The organism is Rhodococcus sp. NPDC060086 (assembly GCF_042730275.1).
GTDB lineage: Bacteria > Actinomycetota > Actinomycetes > Mycobacteriales > Mycobacteriaceae > Rhodococcus.
On sequence record NZ_JBHWWZ010000001.1, the window covers coordinates 81,883 to 104,929 of the forward strand.

The following is a 23,047-nucleotide window of genomic DNA, read 5'->3' on the forward strand; positions in this document are numbered from 1 at the left end:
GAAGCGGCTGAGCATTCACGGCGAGCCGGCCCTTTCGGTCGTGTCGGCTAGTTACTGATCCAGAGCTCTTCAGGCAGGGTCGAGCCGAGGCTGAAAAGCTGCACCCCGTGCGTGTCCTCGCTGAACGTCACCGATGGCAACGCTCGCGTGTACCAGAGACCCACCACCGATTCGGCAAGGATCTGCTGCACCTCGTCGTAGGCCGCCTTGCGCTCTTCTTGGGTCGCGCCGAACCGGCCGCGTTCGAGCGCAGCATCGAGTTCCGGATTGTCGACGCCCATGAAGTTTCCGGTGGAGTCCGATGTGAACGCCATCGACAGTGCGTAATCCGGATCCTGAGTGACCGCGGACGAGATGAGCATGTCGAAATCGCGGGCACCCGCACGCGCAGTCACCGCGGCGAAGTCGGTGACCTCGACGTTCATCTCCACATTCTCGAAGGCGCTGAGCTGCGCCTGGATCGCCTCGGCCAGGACGCGGCTCTCGGTCGTCGGGTACGACAGGAAGGTGAACTCGACCGGCTTGCCTTCTGCTGCGAGTTCGTCGAACAGCGCCTGTGCCTCTTCGACGTTCGTCTCACCGAGCGGAATATCCGCATAGAACGGCGAGTCCTCGGGGAAGAACGAGGTGGGTACTTCGCCCTCACCGTTGTAGACCACGGTGTTGACGGCCTCGAGATCGACGGCGAGTGATACTGCACGCCGGGCGCGCTCATCGTCGAACGGCGCACGCCGCTGGTTCATGCCGGCGAACTGGCCACCGCCGGTCGACGTCACGACGTACTGGAGCCCCGCGGCGTCGGCCTTGTTGACATTCGTCCAGCTGGTCTCCGCAGTCAGATCGGCACCGCCGGTGGTCATCGTGTTCGATCTCTGGTTGGCATCGGCCACCGTGCGAACTGTCAGACTGTCGAGGTACGGCTTGGGTGCATCCCAGTACTGCGGATTCTTCTCGAGTTCGACTGCGTCCTGCCTGGCCCAGTTCACCAGGGTGAACGGGCCCGCACCGATCGGATTCCGATCGAACGACTCACGTCCTTGTTCGAGCGCCGCCGGTGATGCAACCCAGTTGAGGGCACCCGCAACGAGAGCCTGACCGAACTGCGGATTCGGCTCGACCATCGTGACGCGCATCGTCAACGGGTCGACCACCTCGGTCGACTCGACTTCGACTGCCTGGCGGATGGTCGTCGAACCCAGTGTGGGGTCCTTGAGGCGATCCCAGTTGTATTTCACTGCCGCAGCGTCGAGCGGGGTGCCGTCGCTGAAGACGAGGTCGGACTGGAGGGTGAGGGTGAAGGTTTTGCCGCCGTCTTCGGTCGAGAAGTCGGTCGCCATCTTGTATTCGAGCTCGAACGTGTCGTTGTTCGTGACCAGCAGGGTGCCGTACAGAGCGTTGCCCAGAAGCGGCTGATGCGGCCACGTGTTGGAAAGCGCCGCGGGGTCGAGAGACCGCGGTTCACCCATCTGCAGGATACGTGCGGTGCCGCCGGCAACGGGCTCGCCCGCTTCTACCGTGGCTGCGGTTGAATTGTTCTCGGACCCGGAGTCTCCTCCGGAACCGCATGCACCCAGTACCAGTGCTGCGGAGCACGCCGCCGCGAATACGGCCACTATGCGTCTGTGTCGGATCATTCTCGACCTCTCATGCTTTTTCATACTTCGGAACTACGACCCGGCGCGCTGAGGTGATCTCAGTCGTGCAGTGTGCGGTCGTACTTGGTGCGGAGGAAATCGCCTACCTGATTGAGGCCGAATACCGTGAAGAAGATGACGAGTGAGGGAACCATCACCAGGTGAGGCGACGTGGACAGCGCGTCCTTGCCGTCGTTGATCATCCCGCCCCAGCTCGGTTGTGGCGGCGGAATGCCGAGGCCGAGGAAGCTGAGCGAACCTTCCGCGACGATCAGCGCCGCCATCACGATGGGCAGGTAGGACGCGAGGGGCGCGATCACGTTCGGCGTGATCTCCTTGAACAGGATGCGGCCGTTACCGGCACCCATATTCTTTGCAGCCCTGACAAATTCACGCGACGACCACGACAACGTATTCGCGCGCGACAATCTGATGAACGACGGAACGGCCATCAAGCCCAGACCCAACAGCATGGTCGATACGCTCGGGGTCAGGATGGACGCCAGCGCGAGGAGCAGGATCAGCGGGGGGAACGCGAGCATGGCATCGGTGATCAAGGTGATCACGGAGTCGAGCTTCTTGCCGAAGTAGCCGGAGATCAGACCGAAGAAGGATCCGAGCACGAATCCGGTCAAGCCTGCGACTGCACCGATGACGAGCGAGACCTGCGCACCGTAGACGATGCGCGACAGCATCGATCGGCCGAGCGTATCGGTTCCCAGGAGCAGGTCGAACGACTCGAACGACGGAGACAGCCGAGGCGATCCGATCGGAATGTCGTAGGGCGCAATGGGAAGCAGGCCCGCGAAGATCGCGGCACCGATGATGATCACGAGCCAGACGATCGACAGGTAGACCAGGATCGAACGCTGCTTCTTGACGACCGGGACGTCTGGTAGCGTCGCGGCGGTGCTTCCTGCGGGGATGTCGCCCCCGCGCTTCTCGAGCGCGACCTGCGTCATGCTCCGACCACCTTCCTGACCCGCGGGTCGATGACTTGGTAGCTGAGGTCGACGAGGGTGTTGATACCGACGTACACGACCGCGATGAAGACGACGATGCCCTGCACCATGATGACGTCACGTGATGTGATGGACGAGGCAACCAACTGCCCCAACCCCGGTAGACCGAAGAGTGTTTCGACGATCACGGTGCCGCCGATCAAGCGTCCGAGGTTGATGCCCGCAACCGTGATGAGCGAGAAGGACGACGGCCGCAGCGCGTGCCGGAGCATCACGTACCAGGAGGGCATCCCCTTGGCTCGCGCCGACGCCACGAAGTCCTCGCGAAGTGTGCCGATGAGGTCGGTACGCAGCAGTCGGTGGAATGCGGCAATCTCGGTGAGCGCGATCGCGATCGCTGGCAGGATCGCGCCGCGCAGGTTGTCGCCGAGACCTTCGCTTATCCGCGACCAGCCCATCACCGGGAAGATCTGCATCTGAATGGCGAGAAAGTAGATCAGCACCGGACCGGCGATGAAGGCCGGCACCGAGAGGAACACAGCGGACAGGGCGTTGATACCCCGGTCGACCTTGCTTCCCGGACGCGACGCCGAGACGATGCCCATCACGAGGGAGACGGCCAGCGCGATGATCAGGCCCATGGCCGCGAGCTGCAGCGTGACGGGGAGACGCTCGACGATCGCCTCACTCACCGATTGTCCGGTCAGCGGGGAAGTCCCGAGGTCGCCGCGCACTGCATTGCCCAGCCAGTCGAAGTACCGGACCCAGAACGGTTGATCCAGGCCGAGTTCGGAGTTCATCTGCGCGACCGCTTCGGGCGTGGCGTTCTCACCCAGAATCACCTGGGCGACCGATCCCGGCGCGAAACTGAGCAGGGCGACGACCGCAATCGTGACCAGCAGGACAACCAGGATGCTGCGCCCCACCCGTTTGGAAACCGTGGAAATCATCCGAACTCAACTTTCATCGCGATACCGGAATCGTGCCGCCCAGAACAAGAGACGAAGAACTTGTGACCGCTCCCACAGTAGGACGTTCTCGCGCTGACGGCAATATCAGTTCGCAGAATTAAGAATCTATTTGTTCAATTTACAGAACGGCAATCTTGCACCCCGGCAACATTTGGCCGATCCGGACACAACGGACATCATGACAAGGGCCCCCGGCGCGACGAAAACCCGCGCCACAGTTGCGTGTACGCGGGTTCCCGTGCTGATCATCAGCCGGCTGCCGCCTCCAGGATCGTCACGGCCGCAACGGCAGTAGGCCCTCCCACATTGTGTGCCAGCCCGATCCGAGCTCCGTCCACCTGGTTGACAGCGTCGCCACGCAGTTGCTCGAACAGTTCGACGCACTGAGCGACTCCGGTGGCGCCCGGGGGGTGCCCCTTGGTGTTGAGCCCTCCGCTGGGGTTGACGGGTAGCGGTCCTCCGACGTCCGTACCACCGGACTCGATGAGTTTGAACGCCTCGAACTTCTCGGCGAACCCGAGATCCTCGTAGCTGATCAACTCGATACCCGTGAAGTAGTCGTGCACCTCCGCCACGTCGATGTCGGACGGAGTGAGCCCGGCCATCGCAAAGGCCTGCTTCGCCGCGCGCACGGTCGCGGGGAAGGACGTCATGTCGCGCTTGTGCTGGTGCATAACGGAATCAAGTCCTACGCCGCTCCCACGTATCCACACCGGACGGTCGGTGAATCTGTCGACCACATCCTCGGCGACCAGAACCAGCGCCGCGGCGCCGTCGCTCTGCGGTGCGCAGTCGTAGACCCCGAAAGGGGTGACGACGGTGTCCGCGGCGAGCGCCTCTTCGACGGTGAGCTCGAATCGTCGACAGGCCTTGGGGTTGTTCATCGCATTGTGGTGGTTCTTGACCGCGACCATCGCCATGTGTTCGCGGGTCGCCGGCGATTCGTGCAGGTATCTGCGCACGTGCAGCGCGAATCCCGCCTGCGCGAGCCCGAGCGGGTAATCCCAGGCCATGTCGCGAGACATCGCCTCCCACTCCCACAGCATGCCCTTCGACGCCGTCTCACGGAGCTTGTCGGCCCCCATGACGAGCGCGACGTCGTAGGCACCGGATGCTATGCCGAACATGGCATTTCGTATCGCATCATGTCCGGTTGCGCACGAATTCTCGACGCGGGTGACCGGGATGTCGCGCAGTCCCAGAGTGTCGGCGAGAATCCCCGACGGGAAACCGTCGGAGGTACCCATCGAGCCGAACCAGGCCGCCTGCAGATCCGAGAGGTCGAGCCCCTTGTCGATGCTCGCGGCGCACTCGGAGAACGCCATCGGCAGCAGGTCTCTGATACCCAACGCGAAATGTTCCGCGAACGGTGTCATGCCCGCACCGACAATCGCTACGTTCCTCATGCCGCCTCCTCCGTTCCTGCACCGTCCGTGCCCGCGATGTCGGGCTCGAATGCATAGCCGTAATCGGGCACACCCGAGCGGACGGCCACTCGTCTGAGCACCAGCCTGCCCCGGTCACCGATGTCGACCGTGCCCGCTTCGACCCCGGTGACCCGCACCAGCGCCCGCACTTCCACATCGTCGAGTTCGACGATCACGAGTGTGTACGGAGTCGTCAGGCCGGGCACCGGTACGTGCACGGTCACCTCGGTGTAGACGACGCCGGTACGCGGAAGTTCGACGAAGATGTAGTCGGTCTTCAGCTTTCCGTCGCGGTCCACCCGGTACCGGGGTGGGAAGTCCAGCTCGTCGCTGTCGGAGAACTTTCCCGCTTCCCACCGGACCTTCGCCTCGAAGGCCCGCTCGTACGCGGCAAGGGAGATCGGGATCTCACCGGTCGCGAGCCGGTCGGATTCGGGCAGGGGTTGCGGGGCTCGCTCCCGGCGAAGGACCGAGGCCGAGCCGTCCGCCACCGTGATCCCCGACAGACTCGCCTGTTCGATCCCTACCAGCGGTCCGGTCGTCGAGGCTTCCGCCATGGCCGCCAACGCGAACAGACTGGAACTCGCGCCGGTGGTGGGAAGCGTCACCGGGTCACCGGCGAGCGGTGCTGCTTCCTTGTGCCCCACACCCGCCACGACCACGGGCGTATCCACCCATGCCGTTGCGAGGGACGCGAGATAGCCGCGTTTCTTGAGCAGTCGCGGATCTCCGTAATCGTGGACGTCTCCCGAACTGTTCCGGGTGCGGACCGGCAGGCTCCGCGATACCCGCGCGGCAGTGCGCACCTGCAATCCACGTTCTGCGGTGAGCGCAGCCGCCGCGCCGGCAGCGTCGATGTCGACCCCGATCACGAGTGTTCGGGGTCTGGCGGAGCCGAGTGCGTCCAGTGTCGCGGGAGCCCCACCCAATCGCTCGACGACCTCGAGCTCGGGATCGAGCCCGAGTCCGGCGAGGAGCACCGCGGCATTGCTGCTCTCCGTGAGCGGAAGGTCGCGGCTCACGAGTACGACGTACTCGACCGAACCTCCCGATTCGAGTGCGGCGCGACCTGCTTCGACAGCAAGCGTGATCGCGTCCTCGTCGTCTCCTGGAACCCGGGAGTCACGTGTACCCCAGCATGGCAGGTACGTACCGATCGAAGCGATGTATGGCATGGGGCTCTCCCGACGAACTGGACGACTGCCGAACTAGGTGACTGCGCCGGCAGCCTTGAGGGCGATGATGCGATCCCAGTCGAGCCCGAGCTCGAGTAGGACTTCCTCTGTCTGAGCGGCGAATTCGGGTGCCGCTCCCGACGACGGGGCGGTGACATCGAACTGGACGGGATTGCTGACCAATTCGAGCTCACCGGCCTTGATGATGTACTCGTTCGCCCGGACCTGGGGGTCGCTCGCCACCTGCAGAGAGTCCTGCACGGGCGCCCACGGACCGGAGAGGCTTCCGAAGCGCTCGGTCCACTCGGGGAGCGTGCGACTGCGGATCGCCTCACGAAGGAGTTCCACGGCTTCTGCGGTGTGTGCGGCAATCTGCTCCGCACCGATGAATCGGGGATCGTCGATCAGTTCGGGGCGCTCGATGAGCGTGCACACCTCCGCCCAGTACTTCGTCGGTTGCAGCATCACGAACGACAGGAATCGTCCGTCCGCGGTCTCGTACAACCCGGACAGCGGGTTGGTGAGCGCGCCGTGTCCGCCGGGCACAGGCGCCACCATGTGGTCCTGCATGTGCACCGATAGCGCGATCCCGTGGCCCATCGCCCACACACCGCTGCCGAGCAACGACACGTCGACGATCGACGGCTCACCGGTGCGTTCACGCTTGAACAGTGCCGCCGAGATGCCGCCCGCGAGGTTCGTGCCGGAGATGGTGTCGCCGAACGCCGGTCCCGGAGGGGTGATCATGCCTTCGGTGCCCGGCGGGGTGAGTGTGGCAGCGATGCCTCCTCGCGCCCAGAAGGCGGTCATGTCGTAGCCGCCCTTGTCGGACTCCTCGCCACGTGGACCGAGCGCACTTCCGCGCGCGTAGATCACCTTCGGGTTCACGGCCCGGATATCGTCGACGTCGATACCGAATTTCGTGCGGGCCTGCGGGAGGAAGCTCGTCAGGAACACATCGCAGTTGCGGGCGAGGTCGTGGAGAAGTTCCCTGCCCTCGGGCGTGCTCATGTCCAGGCCGATGCTGCGCTTTCCGCGATTCGCGTGTTCGACATTGGGATTCGGGTCGCCCTCGACACGCATCGGACCGATCTGACGGAGACCACGCTGCGGATCACCGGTGACGGCGTGCTCGACCTTGATGACGTCGGCGCCCCACTCAGCGAGCACTGCACCCGCAGAGGGAACGAACCCGTACATCGCGACCTCGAGGACGCGGATGCCTTCGAGCGGCCTCACGACTTGACCGCCAGAGCGTACGACTTGGTTTCGAGGAACTCCTCCAGACCCTCATGGCTCATTTCGCGGCCGAGGCCCGACTGCTTGTAGCCGCCGAAGGGCATATCGGGGCTGAAGTAGTTGCCGCCGTTGATACCGAAGCTGCCGGTGCGGATGCGGCGAGCGATTGCGATTCCGCGATCGTCGTCGGCGGTGAGAATGCCGCCCGACAGACCGTACTTCGAGTCGTTGGCGATCCGGACGGCGTCTTCTTCGTCATCGAACGGGATCACAGCGAGGACCGGACCGAACGCCTCTTCCTGGGCGATCTCGCTCGACGGATCGACGTTCGCGACCAGGGTGGGCTCGTAGAAGTAGCCGGGGTCGACGGCCTTGCCGCCGGCTGCCAGCGTGGCACCAGCCGCAATCGCGCGCTGCACGAGTCCGTCGACCTTGTCGCGCTGCTTCGCGCTGATGAGCGGTCCCATGTAGATCTTCGGGTTCGTCGGATCGCCGAACGGCACGTTGGCCATCATCGTTGCAATGGCCGCGACGATCTCGTCGTGCTTGTCGCGCGGCACGAGAAGGCGTGAGGTCAGCGCGCAACCCTGGCCGGCGTGCGAGCAGATACTGAAAGCAGCGAACTGGGCGACGGTCGCCAGATCTGCGTCCTCGAGCACGATCAGAGCCGACTTTCCACCCAGCTCGGTGAACACCTTCTTCATCGTTGCTGCAGCCGCAGCCATGATCTGCGCGCCGACCGGTGTGGATCCCGTGAACGTCACTACGTCGACGTCCGGGTGGGTGGTCAGGACCTCGCCGACGGGGATTCCCGACGACGACAGGATGTTCACGACACCCGCGGGGATGTCGGTGTACTTCTGGATGAGCTCGCCTATGGCATTGGTGATGAGCGGTGTATCGGGAGCGCCCTTGAGGACCACGGTGCACCCGGCAGCGAGGGACGGTGCCAGCTTGGCCAGCCCAAGCTGCACCGGGTAGTTGTACGCGGTGATCGCCGAGACGACGCCTGCCGCTTCCTTTCCGACCCAGCGCCGGTGCTTCTGCCCGCGGATCTCGATCTCGGGCTTGTCTTCTTCGAACGAGTACCCGCGCAGGAGATCGGCGTAGTACTTGATGATCCCGATGGGCGCCTCGAGTTGATTGGCATGGGTGGAGATGAAGGTCGCGCCGACCTCCGCGATCAGAATCTCCCGAAGCTCTTCCTTGTGGTCCTGGAACGCCTGATGCAGCTGATCCAGGCACTTGATGCGGAATTCGACGTCGGTCGACCAGGTGGTCGTGTCGAACGCACGTCGTGCGGCGGCAATTGCAGCTTCGGCTTCGTCGACGCCGGCATCCGGAGCGTGACCGTACAGCTCACCGGTCGCAGGATTGTAGGACGGGAAGGTCTTGTCGAGCGTGATCAGTTCGCCGTCGATGAGCAGGGGTTTCGTCACGCCCGTCGATGTAGCGCCGTCGACTACTGCGGTCGACCCGTTGTCCTGCGGTGACATTCCGTCTCCTCACTGGTGGAAATAATATTCTCGCATCTGAGAATCAGAGATCTGTTGGACGCGACTGTACCAAGCGAACCGACTCACGCCTACCCCGTAACGTGATTCACGCCACCTGAAAGACCGGGGAGTCGAGAGCTGGACCCGGACAAATCCGGTCTTGCAACCCTCAATCGAACGAGAGTATGGTTCTCGCATCTGGAAGGGAGATTCTTGTGATTGAGACAACAGCACTCAGTCCGTCACTCGGGGTAGAAATCACCGGCCTCGACAACCTCGACGACGACTCAGTGGTGGCGCGACTGCTCGAAGCACTCAAGTGGCGAGGGGTGTTGCTCATCCGCGGCCTCAACCTCGACGACGAGGGCCAGCTGGCCTTCAGCCGCCGCCTGGGGAAGTTGGTACAGCCGGCGCCGGGGCAGGAAATCTTCACTGTCTCACTCGATCCCGCGAAGACACCCACGGCCGAGTACCTCAAGGGCACCTTCTGCTGGCACATCGACGACACCACCAACGACGTCCCGGCCAAGGCGACCACACTGTCAGCGCGCCACGTCGCGATGGTCGGCGGCGGCACCGAATTCGCCAATACCTATGCCGCGTACGAGAACCTTCCCGAGCATGAGAAGAAGCGCTACGAAGGCCTGCGGGTCATCCACAGCTTCGAAGCCGCGCAGCGCCTGGTGTACCCCGACCCCACCGAAGAGCAGGTTGCAGGGTGGCGCCGGCTTCCCGAGCACGAGTCCTCGCTCGTGTGGGATCGCCGCGACGGCCGCCGATCGCTCGTGATCGGCGCAACGGCCGATCGCATAGTGGGCATGAGCCCCGACGCGAGTCGCGAACTCCTCGACGAACTCCTCACGTGGACCACACAGGAGCGCTTCGTCTACTCGCACGAGTGGTCGGTCGGAGACCTCGTCGTCTGGGACAACACGGGCATGCTGCACCGTGCGCTCCCGTACGACCCGTCGTCGGAGCGCCTCATGCGCCGCACCACGATCGTGGGTGACGAAGCATGGGCGTGAAAACAGCCGTCGTCACCGGCGGAAGCTCAGGTATCGGCAAGGCCATCGCCGAACGTCTTCGTAAGGACGGCCACCAGGTCGCCGTCTTCGATCTAAATCCCTCCGGCGGTGAACTCGAATACAAGGTCGACGTCTCCGATCCGGAGCAGGTCGGGGCGGCCTTCGCGCAGGTCCGCGAAGAGCTCGGACCCGTGACGATCCTCGTCAACGGCGCCGGCCTCGAACTGTACAAACGATTCAAGAACATCGACTACGCCACCTGGCAGAAGGTCGTCGACGTCAACCTCGGCGGCGTGTTCCACTGCGTCCAATCCGCGCTTCCCGACATGATCGACGCCGGCTGGGGCCGCATCGTGAACATCTCCTCGTCGAGCGCGCAGTCGGGCCAGCAGTTCATGTCCGCGTACGTTTCGGCCAAGGCCGCCGTCAACGGGCTCACGAAGTCGCTCGCGCTCGAGTACGGACCGGACGGCATCACCGTCAACGCGGTGCCGCCCGGATTCGTGGACACTCCCATGCTTCGCCGCTCCGAGAGCAAGGGCCTGCTCGGCGGCACCATCGAAGACCACATCCAGCGCACACCGGTCCGTCGTGCCGGCCGCCCCGAAGACATCGCTGCCGCGTGTGCGTTCCTCATCTCGGAAGAAGCCGGCTACATCACCGGACAGATCCTCGGAGTCAACGGTGGCCGAAACACATAGCAGTTCGTAAACCGCAGTGCGTAAAAGCAATACGTAAAAGCAATACGTAAACCGCAGTACGTGAACCGCAGTACGTGAACCGCAGTACGTGAACCGCAGTACGTGAACACTGCCGGCCCATCATCGGGCCTGTGACAACCACACACTCGATCGAAAGGACGAACAGTGGGACGCGTAGAAGGCAAGGTCGCATTCATCACCGGCGCGGCGAGGGGACAGGGCCGCAGCCACGCTGTCAAGCTCGCTTCCGAGGGCGCCGACATCATCGCGGTCGATCGGTGCGAGGACTTCTCGACCATCGGCTACCCGATGGCCAGCCAGGAAGATCTCGACGAGACGGCTCGTCTGGTCGAGAAGGAAGGCCGTCGCATCGTGACGGTCAAGGCCGACGTCCGCGACGCCGCGCAGATGCGCGCAGCGGTCCAGCAGGGCATCGACGAGCTCGGCAAGATCGACATCGTCGTCGCACAGGCCGGTGTGGCCGGCATGAAGGGTGAGCCGCAGCGACAGGCCTGGGCCGATGTGGTCGACACCAACCTTGTCGGCACCATCAACGCCGTGCAGGCCGCACTGCCGCACCTCGGTGAAGGCGCATCGATCATCGCCACCGGCTCGACCGCCGCACTCATGGATGTGTCGAAGGTGGACCAGCCGGGCAAGGACCTCGGCGGCGCCGCGTACGTGTTCTCGAAGCGCGCTCTGTCCCAGTTCATCCATGACCTGGCGACACACCTCGCTCCTGCCGGTGTCCGCGCGAACGTACTGCACCCCACCAACTGCAACACCGACATGCTGCAGAGCGAGCCGATGTACCGGTCGTTCCGTCCGGATCTCGAGCACCCGACCCGCGCGGATGCAGAGCCGGTCTTCAGCGTGCAGCAGGCCATGCGGATTCCGTACATCGAACCCGAGGACAGCAGCAACATGGTGCTCTTCCTCGCCTCCGACGAATCCCGCTACGTCACCGGCATGCAGATGCGTGTGGACGGCGGCGGTTACCTCAAGTGGTACGACTACCACATCTGATCAGCGGTCCCGGCCTTCGGGCCGGGGCCTGACTCCCCGAAATGTACAGCCCACCAACAATATCCATTCGAACGGGAGGAACGCGATGAAGGTGCGAGTCGACCCGGACCGCTGCCAGGGACACACGTTGTGCGCCATGGCAGCACCGGATGTCTTCGAACTGAGCGAGATCGACGGCCACGCCACGGCCATCGACACAGAAATCCCCGAAGCCCTCGAGGAGAACGTCCACGAGGCCGTGCGTTCGTGTCCAGAGCAAGCGATCACAATTCTCTGATTCCCGAGAGGACAGTCATGAGTGTCGACCCAGTTGCCGACGCAGCCCGCAAGACTCCCAAATTCGACTTCGACCGGCACGCAGCGGACTACCGGGACCGTTTTCTCGATGTCACCGAGGAAATGCAATCGAAGTGCCCGATGGCGTGGTCCGACACCCACGGCGGCCACTGGGTCGCTGCGGGTAGCAGCCAGGTCTTCGACCTTGCCCGCTCTGCTGACGTATCCACCGACCACGACCTCCACAACAAGCGCAAGGGCTACAAGGGAATCGCGATTCCGTCCATGGAACGCGCGTCCGGTGTCCGCGGTGGCATCCTCGAAATGGACGATCCCGAGCACCACGAGTTCCGGGGTCTGCTCAACCCGTACCTCTCCCCCGCAGCTGTCGAGCGGTGGATTCCCTTCGTCGACGAAGTGGTCCGAGCGACCATCGACGAGAAGATCGAGAGCGGCAAGATCGATTTCGTCGACGAGCTCGCGAACATCGTGCCGGCTGTCCTGACTCTGGCCATGATGGGGATCCCCATCGAAAAATGGGTTATCTACAACGAGCCCGTGCACGCTGCGGTCTACACCCCGCCGGACTCTCCGGACATCCCGCGTATCAACGAGATGCACCGCACCATGGGGCTCGACCTCCTCACGAGCCTGTTCGAGATCCGGGAGAATCCTCGCCCGGGCTTGATCAACGCGATTGCCAACGTCGAGGTCCTCGGCGAGAAGCCCGACGACATGGAGCTGCTGGGCATCCTCAGTCTCCTGATCGGCGGCGGATTCGACACGACGACCGCGCTCACCGCCCATTCACTCGAATGGCTGGGCCTCAACCCCGAGGAGCGGACCCGTCTGAGCGAGGAGCGCGACACGCTCCTCAATCCCGCCACCGAGGAGTTCCTGCGCTACTTCACGCCGGCGCCTGGCGATGGCCGTACCTTCGCCGCCGACTACGAACTCGACGGTACCGAGTTCAAGGAAGGCGACCGGCTGTGGTTGTCGTGGGCCATGGCCAACCGCGACCCCGAGCTGTTCGACGATCCGAACAACATCGATCTCGAGCGACGAGGCAACCGTCACTTCAGCTTCGGGCTCGGAATCCACCGGTGTGTCGGCTCCAACATGGCGCGCATGGTGTTCAAGCGGATGGTGCTCGCCGTTCTCGATCGCATGCCGGACTACACCGTCGACGTCGAGGGAACAGTGCATTACGACACCATCGGCGTGATCCAGGGCATGCGGCACCTGCCCGCGACGTTCACCCCCGGGCCGCGTCTCGGCGACAATCTCGAAGACACACTGAAGAAGCTCCAGAAGATCTGCGACGAGCAGCGTCTCGCAGATCCGATCACCCGCAAGAAGGATTCGGCGGACCTCGGCAACTGATCCGGCAGCAACTGAGCCGACAGCAACCGATTTCATCCGGGGACGCTGCTGCCTGATACGCAGCGGTGTCCCCGGCACGGACAGTAAGGAATTCGACGCACGTGGCCGAGACAGCGGTGGTCGACCAGACCGGAGACACACCCGTGGCGAAAGCCTCGGGTCGCCCCCTACCCCAACTCACCTCTCAGAACCGCTTCTTCTGGACGGCCGGGGCCGACGGTGTGCTGCGGATTCAGGAATGCGAGTCGTGCTCGGCTCTCATTCATCCGCCGCAACCGATCTGCCGGTACTGCCGGGAGCACCGGATGGGTGTCCGCGAGGTATCCGGTTTTGCGACCCTGGCGGGATTCACGGTCAACCACCGTTTCTCTGTGCCCGGTCTGCCTGCGCAGTATGTCGTTGCGCAGGTTGCGATCGAGGAAGATCCTCGGGTCCGACTGACCACCAACATCGTCGAGTGCGATCCCGAGGAGCTCGAACTCGGCATGCGCATGGAAGTCGTCTTCCAGCAGGACGCGGACGTGTGGCTTCCGCTCTTCCGACCCGCGCAGGAGCGGGGCGAACTCTCTCCCCTGCCGGCCGAAGAGATCGAGCCCGATCAGTTTCGGTTCCATGTGCGCCCCCCGGCCACGCAGGACAAGTACGAGGACAAGGTTGCGCTCACCGGCGTCGGCATGTCCGAAATCGGTCGCCGGCTGATGCGTTCACCCATCGACCTGACCATCGAGGCGTGCGAACGTGCTGTCGCCGATGCAGGTCTGACGATGGATGACATCGACGGCATCGCAAGCTATCCCGGCGGCGGAAACGTCGGGGGGTTCGGTGAGGGCGGCATCACGCAGGTCGAGGCTGCGCTGGGCTTGCGGCCGACGTGGCACAACGGCGGCATCGAGACGTTCGGCCCGGGTGGATCGGTGATCGCCGCGATGATCGCGGTCGCCAGCGGCGCTGCACGGCACGTGCTCTGTTACCGCACCCTGTGGGAAGCCACCTACAGCGAATTGATGAAGCGTGGAGAGATCGCTCCCCCGTCCGGCGGACGCACCCCGAACTGGTTCATGCCGTTCGGTGCCACTTCTGCCGCCCACACCCTCGCGCAGAACGCGCAGCGACATTTTCATCGCTACGGAACCGACCGCGAGACGCTCGGTTGGATCGCTCTCAACCAGCGCGCCAATGCGGCGTTGAACCCGACCGCGATCTACCGCGATCCCATGACGATGGACGACTACATGTCGGCCCGTCCGATCACCACGCCTTTCGGGCTCTACGACTGCGATGTTCCGTGCGACGGTTCGATCGCCGTGATCGTCTCGGCCGTCGATGCGGCACGCGACCTCCCGAAGCCTCCGGTGCTCGTCGAGGCCGTCGGCACACAGATCCTGGAACGTATGGACTGGGATCAGAGCACGCTGACCCATGAACCGCATTCGCTCGGGCCGTCGGCGCACATGTGGTCGCGCACCTCGATGAAGCCCGAGGATGTCGATGTGGCCGAACTCTACGACGGCTTCAGCTTCAACTGTCTGTCGTGGCTCGAAGGGCTCGGCTTCTGCGGTATCGGTGAAGCGAAGGATTTCCTCGCCGGCGGCAAGAACATTGCCCGCGACGGGATCCTTCCCCTCAACACACACGGGGGCCAGCTGTCCCACGGCCGCACACACGGCATGGGTCTGATCCACGAGGCCGTGACACAGTTGCGCGGAGAAGCCGGTGCGCGACAGGTCGCAGGCGCACGTGTCGCGGTGGCCGCGACCGGCGGGCTCTCCCCGGGCGGCGCGATGCTTCTGCGGATGGACTCATGACGTCCACTTCCCCACAATCCTCAGCGATCGAGGAGGCCGGTGTCGGCGACGCGTGGAGTTCCTCACCCGTCTCCCGCGTCGTCGATATCGAGGGCATCCCGATCTCGGGACTCCTCCTCGAGGCCCCCGACCCGCGCGCAGTGATCGTTGCACTGCACGGAGGTGCTGCATTCTCCGCCTATTGGGACTGCCCGGGCCACCCTGAACTGTCGATGATGCGTGCCGCTGCCTCGCGCGGCTACACGGTGCTCGCTCTCGACCGTCCCGGCTACGGTGCCTCGAGGCCGTTCGCCGAGGAGCTCCGCGATTCCCAGCGTCGGGCCGAGCTCACCTACGCGGCAGTGGACGCTGTTCTCGGCTCGAACGCATGCAGTACCGGCCTGTTCCTGTGGGGACATTCGGTCGGCAGCGAACTGACGGTACGGATGGCCACCGACGACCACGGCCACGAGCTGCTCGGTCTCGCGATCTCCGGTACCGGTCGCGAACACCATGCACTCGCGGCGGGAATTCTCGGCACGCGTGAGCGCTACGCTCAGGCGAAAGGCGTGGGCGAGCTGATCTGGACTCCCGACGAGGACCTCTATCCGGCCGACATCATGGGCGGCGCGGCAATCGGTTCTCGCACACCGGATTACGAGGCCGATGTCACGGCGATCTGGCCCACGGAGACCTTCCCTCCGCTGGCAGAGCGGGTGCGTGTCCCCGTCCACTACACCGCCGGCGAGTACGAACGGGTGTGGCGCAGCGATCCGGAGGCACTCGACGATGTCGCCGCGATGTTCACCGCCTCCCATCGTGTCGTCACGGCCCGGATCGCAGGAGGCGGCCACAACCTCAGCGTCTGCAACGCCGCGCCGGAGTACCACCGGACGGTCATGAACTTCATCGACGACTCCCTCGCTCGGCGAGGCCACCAAGGTAAGGACACATGATGCGCGTCGGATTCATCGGTCTCGGTAGCCAAGGCGGCCCCATGGCGCGCCGCATCGTCGAAGCAGGCTACGACGTGACGCTGTGGGCTCGGCGGAAGGAGTCGTTGGAGCCCTACTCCGACACCGCTGCGAAGTATGCCGATACCCCTGCGACACTCGCGGAGGCCAGCGACCTCGTATGCCTGTGCGTCGTGAGTGACGACGACGTCCGCGCGGTGATCACCGGTGAGAACGGCATCCTCGAAGGAATGCGTGACGGCGGCATCATCGCGATCCACAGCACCGTCCATCCCGACACCTGCAAGGAACTCGCGGAGGTGGCCCGCGCGAAGGGTGTGTCGATCATCGATGCGCCGGTCAGCGGCGGCGGCATGGGCGCGGCCGCGGGAACGTTGCTCGTCATGCTCGGTGGAGACGACAAGAGCGTCGAGGCGGCTCGGCCCGTGTTCGAGACGTACGGAAACCCCGTTGTCCACCTCGGTGAGCTGGGATCGGGCCAGGTCGCGAAGCTGCTCAACAACCTGCTCTTCACCGCCAACCTGGCCACCGCGGCGAGCACGCTGGAGCTCGGCAAGTCGCTCGGCGTCGACCCGGCCAAGCTCGGCGAGGTCGTCTCGCACGGTACGGCGAACAGCTTCGCGCTGGGTCGTGTCGTCTCCGCCGGTGGCCTCGAGCGGATCGCAGGTCATGCCGGTGAGCTTCTGCGCAAGGACGTCACTCTCGTCGCGAGCCTCGCCGAGAGCGCAGGAGCCTCCGCAGGAGTCTCTCTGACCACAGCAGACGCCACACTCGACATGATGGGGTACCAGCGATGAGCCGCATCGGATTCATCGGAGCGGGCCGCATGGGCATGCCCATGGTGAAGCGCCTTCTCGGTGCGGGGCACGAAGTTCGGGTACTCGGGCGCTCCGACGAGTCACGCGCCGCAATCGAAAGCACCGGCGCGCACGCTGTCTCCGATGTCTCCGAGGTGGGTATCGACGTCGATCTCGTGACGGTATGCGTCTTCACCGACGCGCAGGTCCGCGAGGTCTGCCTCGATCACGGGCTCCTGCAGGCGATGCCGCGGGGGTCGTCCCTCGTGATCCACACGACCATCAGCCCGAAGACGATCGACGATCTCGTCGCGGTGGCCGAACCGCTGGGGATCGCGGTTGTCGATGCGGCGGTGAGCGGCGGTCCGCACGACATCGCGGCAGGCAACCTGACGCTCTTCGTCGGTGGTCCCGAATCCGACGTCGCCGCCGTCGTTCCCGTGCTGAATGCCTACGGCGACCCTGTACTGCACGTCGGACCGAGCGGCAACGGACTGCGCGTCAAGCTCGTGAACAACGCGTTGTTCGCTGCCCAGATCGGGCTGCTGGCCGAGGCAGAGGCGCTCGGGCAGCAACTCGGTGTCGCGCCGGATGCCCTGTTTTCCGCTCTCCCCCACGGGAGTGGGTCGTGCAAGGTGATGGGAAATGTCGCGATGCGTGGCTCCGTCGAGGCGTTCCGCAGCTCGGTCGGTGAGTTCATCTCGAAGGATGTCTCGGTGGTGCGCAACACGGTTGCAGAACTCGGCGCCGATCTCGGTGTCCTGGACACCGCGATCAGCGCACGAACCTGACCGATACGTTCAGATGACCCGGGTGTCGTGACCGGCCCAGTATTCGTCGCGCACTCGGCGCTTGTACAGCTTTCCATTGGGGTCGCGTGGGAGTTCGTCGACGAAGTCGATGCTGCGGGGGCACTTGTAGGACGCGAGTTCGGCGCGGCAGAAGGAGATGAGTTCGGCTGCCAGGTGCGCGCCCGCCGCCGACGGGTCCAGTAGCTGGATCACGGCCTTGACGGATTCGCCCATCTCGTCGTCGGGCACCCCGATCACCGCGGCGTCCGCTACGGCGGGATGTGTGACGAGCAGGTTCTCGGTCTCCTGCGGGTAGATGTTCACACCGCCCGAAATGATCATGAATGCGACCCGGTCGGTGAGGTAGAGATATCCGTCCTCGTCGCGGTATCCCATGTCGCCGAGGGTTCGCCACCCCTTGTCGTTCGTGACGGACGCCGTCTTCTCCGGATCGTTGTGGTACTCGAACGGGCGGCCTCCGGCGAAGTAGATCGACCCGATCTCACCGTCGGGAAGCTCTTCGCCGGCCTCGCCGACGATGTGACATTCCTGCATGGGCCGACCGACGGATCCGGGATGCTCCAGCCACTCCGCGGCTGTGATCACCGAGGTCCCGACATCTTCTGTTCCCGAATAGTATTCGTCGATGATCGGGCCCCACCATTCGAGCATCTGCCGTTTCACCGGTATCGGGCACGGCGCCGAGGCGTGGACGACCGAGCGGAGGCTCGAGATGTCGTACCGGGAGCGCTCGGACTCGGGAAGTTTGAGCATGCGGACGAACATCGTCGGAACGAATTGGGCGTGGGTGACCCGATGTGTCTCGATGAGCTCGAGACACCGCTGAGGATCGAAGCTCTCCATCACCACGACGGTGCCGCCGAGCCGGTGCCACGACATCGAGAACACCAGCGGCGACGCGTGATACAGCGGTGCCGGTGACAGATAGACCACGTCCGATTGTGGACCGCCCATGACCAGCCCCTTGGCGATCTGCACGGGAGGCGACGACGGGTCGCCGAACGCGGTTCGGGGAAGCGGCTTACGCACACCCTTCGGGAATCCGGTGGTGCCGCCCGAGTAGAGCATCTCGCGTCCCTCGGATTCGTCGATCGGCTCGACGGTCTCGTCGGCGAGCACTTCGTCGTAGCGTTCGAAGCTCGGCATGTCCCCGGAGACGCACACCCGAACAGAGATCTCGGTGAGGTCGAGTTGTTCGACGGTGTTGCGCACCGTGTCGCTGGTGATCAGGGCGGTGGCGCCGCAGTCGTCGAGTACGTGCTGTACCTCGCCGGTCTTGAAATGCCGGTTGATCGCGGTGTAGTACAGGCCGGACCGCTGAGCGGCCCAGCAGATTTCGAGGAAGGGGCGGTTGTTCTCCATGAGGATCGCAATATGGTCTCCGGGCTCGAGCCCGCGGGCTCGGAGTGCACGGGCGAACCGCACCGACCGTTCCTCGAGTTGCGCGTAGGTCACCGTCTCGCCGTGTGCGCCCATCACGATCGCAGGCGCATCCGGACGCTCGAGGGCATGCACGGTCGGAGTCAGTCGAATATCGGTCTCCGTCACAGGTTCTCGCTCTCACAGTGGCAGTTCGACGGTATCGGTCAGGTCGGATACCCTCAACTGTAGAACGTCATTCCGTATTTCAGAAGCACAATTCTCGTAGGGGCAGCTGTGGAAGGTTTGAAGGACAAGGTCATCCTGGTCGCCGGAGCTGCGACAGGTCTGGGAGCCGATTCTGCCGCGCGTCTGGCCCGTGAGGGAGCGAAGGTCGTCGTCGGCGACATCGATCTGCAGGGCGCCGGGCACACCGCGGAGACGATCACCGAGAACGGCGGCACCGCGATTGCCGTCCACGTCGACATCTCCGACGACGCATCCGTACAGGCTCTCGTCGCGGCGACCATCGACGCATACGGCGGACTCGATGCCGTACATATCAATGCGGGCGATATGGGATCGGTCAGCAAGGACAGCGACGTCGTCGACATCGACCTCGATGTCTGGGATCGCACCGTGGCGGTGAACCTGCGCGGCCACATGCTGGTCACCCGACACACCGTTCCGAAACTGCTCGAGCGTGGCGGCGGAGCGGTCGTCTACACGTCGTCGATCGCGTCGTTCACGGGAGAGGCAGCCCGCCCCGCCTATTCCGCCACCAAGGCCGGCATCAACGCCCTCGCCCGACACGTGGCGTCACGGTGGGGCAAAGAAGGTATCCGTGCCAACGCGATCACGCCCGGTCTGATCGTGACACCCGAGATCCGCGACGGTGCGCCCGCCGAGATCCTCGAGCGGGGAATGGCGCGTAACCGGACCACGCGCCACGGCGAACCGCGCGACGTGTCGAGCATGGTGGCATACCTGATGTCGGACGAAGGATCGTGGATCACCGGTCAGGTGGTCAACGTGGACGGCGGAACCGTTCTGCGCTGACCTACCGATGAGAAAAGCCTCGCTCCCTGAGGAGCGAGGCTTTGTTTCTCAGTGATCGGCCGGATCTCCCAGCGACACGTGGTGGAGTTCCTCCAGGTACCGCACCACATCCGTCTGGTCTGCGGCCGGATCGAGTTCGTCGACCGCCGCGTTCCACAACCGTCCCACTGCCTCCCCGAGGAGCGGTGAGATCTCCTGATCGTGCGCGAGGTCGAGTGCGATTCCGATGTCCTTGCGCATCAGGCGCGCAGCGAACCCGGAGTCGAACGATCTCGACAACACGAACTTCTCGAACTTCGTCTCGGTCGCCTGATTTCGTCCGCTGCTCGCGTTGAGCACGCCGAGCAACGTGGCGGGATCGATCCCGAACTTGCGGCCGACGAGAAGCGCTTCCGCCGCGATGAGCACGTTGTTCGCGGCCATCAGATTGTTGAGGGCCTTCGCCGCGTGACCGGATCCGACCGGACCGACGTGGATGACGTCGCTGCCCGTCGCATTCAGCAGAGGAACCACCGAATCGACCGCAGCCGCTTCTCCGCCGACCATCACGGCAAGCGCGGCCTGCCGGGCACGCGCGACACCTCCACTGACCGGAGCGTCGACGACCGCGATGCCCTTCTCTGCCGCCGCTGCGGCGAGTGCCTGTGTGCGCGTGGGGATACTCGATCCCATGTCGATGATCGTGCTACCGGGCCGAAGGTGCTTCAGCAGGCCGTCGTCCGAGAGGACGACGCTGTCGACGATGTCGCTCGTCGGGAGCACCAGGACCACGACGTCGCAGTCCGCGAAGTCGGCCGGACCTGTTGCGCCCCGGATACCGGTGTGGCCGGCGAGGAACCGTTCCTGGGACGCCGGATCGGCGTCGAACACCACCGTGGACTGACCGCTGGCCACGAAATTCTGGGCAATGGGCCGCCCCATCGCACCGAGTCCGATGTGGCCGACGGTCTTGCCGGGCAACGGCACGATCTTGATCGTTGCGGTTTCCGGGCCGGCGGTCATGCGTTGCCCTCCGCGGTGAGCGGGCCGAGTTCGGTCACGAGCACTTCCTGAACCACCCGCATCGCCGAAATACCTGCGGGGCAACCCACATAGGCGGTCGCGTGGACGACCGTCTCGGTGATCTCCTTGCGGGTGAGACCGTTGCCGAGCCCCGCGCGAATGTGCGTCGCCAGTTCCTGGTGCTGTCCCAGCCCGATGAGAATGCTGATCGTCGCGAGCGAGCGGTCGCGGCGTTCGAGCCCGTCGCGCGTCCACACACCGCCCCAGACGAATTCGCTGACGTACTCCTGCAGCGACTCTCCGTCCGATCCTGCGTTGCGTTCGAGGGCGGCATCGACGTACGCATCGCCGAGCACGTCCCTGCGGACCGCGAGTCCGGCGTCGAAGAGGGCGCGGTGCGCGTCGTCGACGGACACTCCGCTCACCCCTGCTTTCTGAGTCGTCACTGAGTCCTGGGTCATGAAACGTTCCTTCCGAGAATGAGTGTCAGCACCCGCGTGCGTTGGTCAGAGCTTGACGGTGACGCATTTGACCTGTCCGTAGTGGTGCAGCGCTTCGACGCCCTTCTCGCGTCCATAGCCACTGTTCTTCCATCCACCGAACGGGGTCTGAACCGATGCCGTCGACCACGTGTTGACGAAAACCTGGCCGGTGCGCAAGCGGTCGCTGACAGCGAGCGCCCGGGACACATCCCTGGTCCACACACCGGCGATCAAACCGTACTCCGAGTCGTCGGCGATCGTGACCGCGTCGTCGTCGGTGTCGAACGGGATCACCACGACGATCGGACCGAAGATCTCTTCGCGCGCAATGCGCATCGAGTTGTCCACCCCGGTGTACACGGTGGGGTCGATGTAGAAGCCGCCGGTCTCCTCCGCCAACGCCGAGACAGTGCCGCCGATCTCGGCACGAGCACCCTCCGATTCGGCAACCTTGAAGTATTCCTGGACGCGCCCGAACTGTTCGCGAGTGATGATCGGACCCATGTCGCGTCCCACCCGGATCGCAGCGACAGCGTCGACCAATCGGCGTACGACCTCGTCGTGGACCTCGCGTTGCACGAGCAGACGGGTACCGGCGGAACATACCTGCCCCGCGTTGCCGGTGAACGCCGCCAGTGCTCCGGCAACGGCGGTATCGAGATCCGCGTCGGCGAAGATGATGTTCGCCGACTTTCCGCCGAGTTCGAGGGTCACCGGAATGATCCGTTCTGCCGCAATCCCCGCGACAGCGCGGCCCGTCGGCACCGAGCCCGTGAACGCGACCTTCGCGACCGCCGGGTGCTGTGCGAGCGCAGCACCCGCTTCGCGTCCGTTTCCGAGCACGATGTTGACCACGCCGTCGGGAATCCCGACCTCCGTGGCGAGTTGCGCAAGCCGCACACTGGTCGCCGAGGTGTTCTCGGACGGCTTCAGTACCACCGTGTTACCTGCGGCGAGTGCGGGCGCACAGGCCCGCGACGCCTGATTGAGCGGCACATTCCACGGCGTGATGACGCCGATGACACCGTACGGCTCGCGCTTGGTGAACACATGCTGGTCGGGTGCCACGTCGAGGGTCTCCCCGACTGGCATCCCGACAAGTCCACCGTAGAACTCGAAATACACGGCAGAGTTCTCGATTTCACCCGACGCGACGGCAAGTGGCTTACCGGTCTCACTCACCTCGAGCTCGGCCAATTCGGACTTGTTCGCACGAATTGCCCGGCCGAGGTCGGTGATGAGGCGCCCACGTGCCAGGGCCGGGATCTTCAACCACTCCGATGTCGCCCTCGACGCAGCGGCGACCGCGGTGTCGATGTCGTCGCTGTCGCCGTCCGCGATCTGTCGCACGGTGCGACCGGTCGCGGGATCGGTCACCGGGAGGTAGCCACCGCCGTGGGGCGCTGCGGCAGCTCCGTCGATCCAGTGTTCGAGGGTCTCCATCGTGTTTGCCTTCCTCAGTC

At 64.5% G+C, this 23,047-nt stretch carries 21 protein-coding genes; 10 read left to right on the forward strand and 11 right to left on the reverse strand.

What is annotated here, in order from left to right; genetic code table 11:
• Positions 1 to 47: 47 nt before the first annotated feature.
• The 7 genes from ACFWB0_RS00405 to ACFWB0_RS00435 all read right to left on the reverse strand — a co-directional run bounded on the left by ACFWB0_RS00405 (position 48) and on the right by ACFWB0_RS00435 (position 8,904).
• Positions 48 to 1,634, reverse strand: coding sequence for an ABC transporter substrate-binding protein (locus ACFWB0_RS00405; RefSeq protein ID WP_378488438.1), 1,587 nt, complete (start codon positions 1,632 to 1,634; stop codon positions 48 to 50).
• 59 nt (positions 1,635 to 1,693) lie between these two features.
• Positions 1,694 to 2,596 carry an ABC transporter permease gene (locus tag ACFWB0_RS00410; RefSeq protein ID WP_378488439.1) on the reverse strand — a complete coding sequence of 301 codons (903 nt, stop codon included), beginning with the start codon at positions 2,594 to 2,596 and terminating at the stop codon, positions 1,694 to 1,696.
• The gene (locus ACFWB0_RS00415; protein ID WP_378488440.1) at positions 2,593 to 3,546 is read right to left on the reverse strand and encodes an ABC transporter permease; all 954 of its coding nucleotides are present in this window, start codon (positions 3,544 to 3,546) and stop codon (positions 2,593 to 2,595) included. Before ACFWB0_RS00415 ends, ACFWB0_RS00410 begins: the two co-directional genes overlap by 4 nt.
• 269 nt (positions 3,547 to 3,815) lie before the next feature.
• Positions 3,816 to 4,973 carry a beta-ketoacyl synthase N-terminal-like domain-containing protein gene (locus ACFWB0_RS00420; RefSeq protein WP_378488441.1) on the reverse strand — a complete coding sequence of 386 codons (1,158 nt, stop codon included), beginning with the start codon at positions 4,971 to 4,973 and terminating at the stop codon, positions 3,816 to 3,818.
• Positions 4,970 to 6,169, reverse strand: a complete 1,200-nt coding sequence (locus ACFWB0_RS00425; protein ID WP_378488442.1) for an OB-fold domain-containing protein — start codon at positions 6,167 to 6,169, stop codon at positions 4,970 to 4,972. The genes ACFWB0_RS00420 and ACFWB0_RS00425 overlap by 4 nt, the downstream gene beginning before the upstream one ends.
• 33 nt (positions 6,170 to 6,202) lie before the next feature.
• Positions 6,203 to 7,408 carry a CaiB/BaiF CoA transferase family protein gene (locus tag ACFWB0_RS00430; protein WP_378488443.1) on the reverse strand — a complete coding sequence of 402 codons (1,206 nt, stop codon included), beginning with the start codon at positions 7,406 to 7,408 and terminating at the stop codon, positions 6,203 to 6,205.
• Positions 7,405 to 8,904 (reverse strand): aldehyde dehydrogenase family protein, encoded by a 1,500-nt coding sequence (locus ACFWB0_RS00435; protein WP_378488444.1) that lies wholly within the window; start codon positions 8,902 to 8,904, stop codon positions 7,405 to 7,407. Before ACFWB0_RS00435 ends, ACFWB0_RS00430 begins: the two co-directional genes overlap by 4 nt.
• A 215-nt stretch (positions 8,905 to 9,119) precedes the next feature.
• Here ACFWB0_RS00435 and ACFWB0_RS00440 point away from each other — a divergent pair, with 215 nt between their 5' ends.
• The 9 genes from ACFWB0_RS00440 to ACFWB0_RS00480 all read left to right on the forward strand — a co-directional run bounded on the left by ACFWB0_RS00440 (position 9,120) and on the right by ACFWB0_RS00480 (position 17,661).
• On the forward strand, positions 9,120 to 9,929 hold the full coding sequence (locus ACFWB0_RS00440; RefSeq protein WP_378488445.1) for a TauD/TfdA dioxygenase family protein: 810 nt from the start codon (positions 9,120 to 9,122) through the stop codon (positions 9,927 to 9,929).
• Positions 9,926 to 10,630, forward strand: coding sequence for an SDR family NAD(P)-dependent oxidoreductase (locus ACFWB0_RS00445; RefSeq protein WP_378488673.1), 705 nt, complete (start codon positions 9,926 to 9,928; stop codon positions 10,628 to 10,630). Before ACFWB0_RS00440 ends, ACFWB0_RS00445 begins: the two co-directional genes overlap by 4 nt.
• Positions 10,631 to 10,795: 165 nt before the next feature.
• Complete coding sequence (locus ACFWB0_RS00450; protein WP_378488446.1) at positions 10,796 to 11,656, forward strand: mycofactocin-coupled SDR family oxidoreductase; 861 nt, start codon at positions 10,796 to 10,798, stop codon at positions 11,654 to 11,656.
• An 85-nt stretch (positions 11,657 to 11,741) separates the two neighbouring features.
• A complete protein-coding gene (locus ACFWB0_RS00455) occupies positions 11,742 to 11,933 on the forward strand; it encodes a ferredoxin (protein ID WP_378488447.1) in 192 nt (63 codons plus the stop codon).
• Between the two features lie 17 nt (positions 11,934 to 11,950).
• Positions 11,951 to 13,315, forward strand: coding sequence for a cytochrome P450 (locus ACFWB0_RS00460; RefSeq protein ID WP_378488448.1), 1,365 nt, complete (start codon positions 11,951 to 11,953; stop codon positions 13,313 to 13,315).
• Positions 13,316 to 13,458: 143 nt separating this feature from the next.
• Positions 13,459 to 15,120, forward strand: coding sequence for an OB-fold domain-containing protein (locus ACFWB0_RS00465; protein WP_378488674.1), 1,662 nt, complete (start codon positions 13,459 to 13,461; stop codon positions 15,118 to 15,120).
• Entirely contained in the window at positions 15,117 to 16,055 is a 939-nt protein-coding gene (locus tag ACFWB0_RS00470; RefSeq protein ID WP_378488449.1) for an alpha/beta hydrolase, read from the forward strand. Before ACFWB0_RS00465 ends, ACFWB0_RS00470 begins: the two co-directional genes overlap by 4 nt.
• A complete protein-coding gene (locus tag ACFWB0_RS00475; RefSeq protein ID WP_378488675.1) occupies positions 16,055 to 16,870 on the forward strand; it encodes an NAD(P)-dependent oxidoreductase in 816 nt (271 codons plus the stop codon). Before ACFWB0_RS00470 ends, ACFWB0_RS00475 begins: the two co-directional genes overlap by 1 nt.
• Positions 16,867 to 17,661: an NAD(P)-dependent oxidoreductase gene (locus ACFWB0_RS00480; RefSeq protein ID WP_378488450.1), complete on the forward strand. Its 795-nt coding sequence runs from the start codon at positions 16,867 to 16,869 to the stop codon at positions 17,659 to 17,661. Before ACFWB0_RS00475 ends, ACFWB0_RS00480 begins: the two co-directional genes overlap by 4 nt.
• Before the next feature lie 9 nt (positions 17,662 to 17,670).
• Here ACFWB0_RS00480 and ACFWB0_RS00485 read toward each other — a convergent pair whose 3' ends face one another.
• The gene (locus ACFWB0_RS00485) at positions 17,671 to 19,230 is read right to left on the reverse strand and encodes an acyl-CoA synthetase (protein WP_378488451.1); all 1,560 of its coding nucleotides are present in this window, start codon (positions 19,228 to 19,230) and stop codon (positions 17,671 to 17,673) included.
• Positions 19,231 to 19,338: 108 nt separating this feature from the next.
• Between ACFWB0_RS00485 and ACFWB0_RS00490 the strand changes: the two genes are divergently transcribed.
• Entirely contained in the window at positions 19,339 to 20,100 is a 762-nt protein-coding gene (locus ACFWB0_RS00490) for an SDR family NAD(P)-dependent oxidoreductase (RefSeq protein ID WP_378488452.1), read from the forward strand.
• A 48-nt stretch (positions 20,101 to 20,148) separates the two neighbouring features.
• Here the strand turns inward: ACFWB0_RS00490 and ACFWB0_RS00495 are convergent, their stop codons facing one another.
• The 3 genes from ACFWB0_RS00495 to ACFWB0_RS00505 are packed head-to-tail and all read right to left on the reverse strand — an operon-like array spanning position 20,149 to position 23,027.
• The gene (locus ACFWB0_RS00495) at positions 20,149 to 21,102 is read right to left on the reverse strand and encodes an NAD(P)-dependent oxidoreductase (RefSeq protein ID WP_378488453.1); all 954 of its coding nucleotides are present in this window, start codon (positions 21,100 to 21,102) and stop codon (positions 20,149 to 20,151) included.
• Positions 21,099 to 21,563 (reverse strand): carboxymuconolactone decarboxylase family protein, encoded by a 465-nt coding sequence (locus ACFWB0_RS00500; RefSeq protein WP_378488454.1) that lies wholly within the window; start codon positions 21,561 to 21,563, stop codon positions 21,099 to 21,101. Before ACFWB0_RS00500 ends, ACFWB0_RS00495 begins: the two co-directional genes overlap by 4 nt.
• Positions 21,564 to 21,608: 45 nt before the next feature.
• Entirely contained in the window at positions 21,609 to 23,027 is a 1,419-nt protein-coding gene (locus ACFWB0_RS00505) for an aldehyde dehydrogenase family protein (protein WP_378488455.1), read from the reverse strand.
• Between the last annotated feature and the right edge of the window lie 20 nt (positions 23,028 to 23,047).

What these genes read in the sequence shown, in the direction of transcription:
- ACFWB0_RS00480 (WP_378488450.1), top strand. Translation starts at nt 16,867, where the DNA reads ATGAGCCGCATCGGATTCATCGGAGCGGGCCGCATGGGCATGCCCATG.
- ACFWB0_RS00405 (WP_378488438.1), bottom strand. Translation starts at nt 1,634, where the DNA reads ATGATCCGACACAGACGCATAGTGGCCGTATTCGCGGCGGCGTGCTCC.
- ACFWB0_RS00460 (WP_378488448.1), top strand. Translation starts at nt 11,951, where the DNA reads ATGAGTGTCGACCCAGTTGCCGACGCAGCCCGCAAGACTCCCAAATTC.
- ACFWB0_RS00435 (WP_378488444.1), bottom strand. Translation starts at nt 8,904, where the DNA reads ATGTCACCGCAGGACAACGGGTCGACCGCAGTAGTCGACGGCGCTACA.
- ACFWB0_RS00415 (WP_378488440.1), bottom strand. Translation starts at nt 3,546, where the DNA reads ATGATTTCCACGGTTTCCAAACGGGTGGGGCGCAGCATCCTGGTTGTC.
- ACFWB0_RS00505 (WP_378488455.1), bottom strand. Translation starts at nt 23,027, where the DNA reads ATGGAGACCCTCGAACACTGGATCGACGGAGCTGCCGCAGCGCCCCAC.
- ACFWB0_RS00475 (WP_378488675.1), top strand. Translation starts at nt 16,055, where the DNA reads ATGCGCGTCGGATTCATCGGTCTCGGTAGCCAAGGCGGCCCCATGGCG.
- ACFWB0_RS00455 (WP_378488447.1), top strand. Translation starts at nt 11,742, where the DNA reads ATGAAGGTGCGAGTCGACCCGGACCGCTGCCAGGGACACACGTTGTGC.
- ACFWB0_RS00410 (WP_378488439.1), bottom strand. Translation starts at nt 2,596, where the DNA reads ATGACGCAGGTCGCGCTCGAGAAGCGCGGGGGCGACATCCCCGCAGGA.
- ACFWB0_RS00470 (WP_378488449.1), top strand. Translation starts at nt 15,117, where the DNA reads ATGACGTCCACTTCCCCACAATCCTCAGCGATCGAGGAGGCCGGTGTC.
- ACFWB0_RS00420 (WP_378488441.1), bottom strand. Translation starts at nt 4,973, where the DNA reads ATGAGGAACGTAGCGATTGTCGGTGCGGGCATGACACCGTTCGCGGAA.
- ACFWB0_RS00495 (WP_378488453.1), bottom strand. Translation starts at nt 21,102, where the DNA reads ATGACCGCCGGCCCGGAAACCGCAACGATCAAGATCGTGCCGTTGCCC.
- ACFWB0_RS00425 (WP_378488442.1), bottom strand. Translation starts at nt 6,169, where the DNA reads ATGCCATACATCGCTTCGATCGGTACGTACCTGCCATGCTGGGGTACA.
- ACFWB0_RS00500 (WP_378488454.1), bottom strand. Translation starts at nt 21,563, where the DNA reads ATGACCCAGGACTCAGTGACGACTCAGAAAGCAGGGGTGAGCGGAGTG.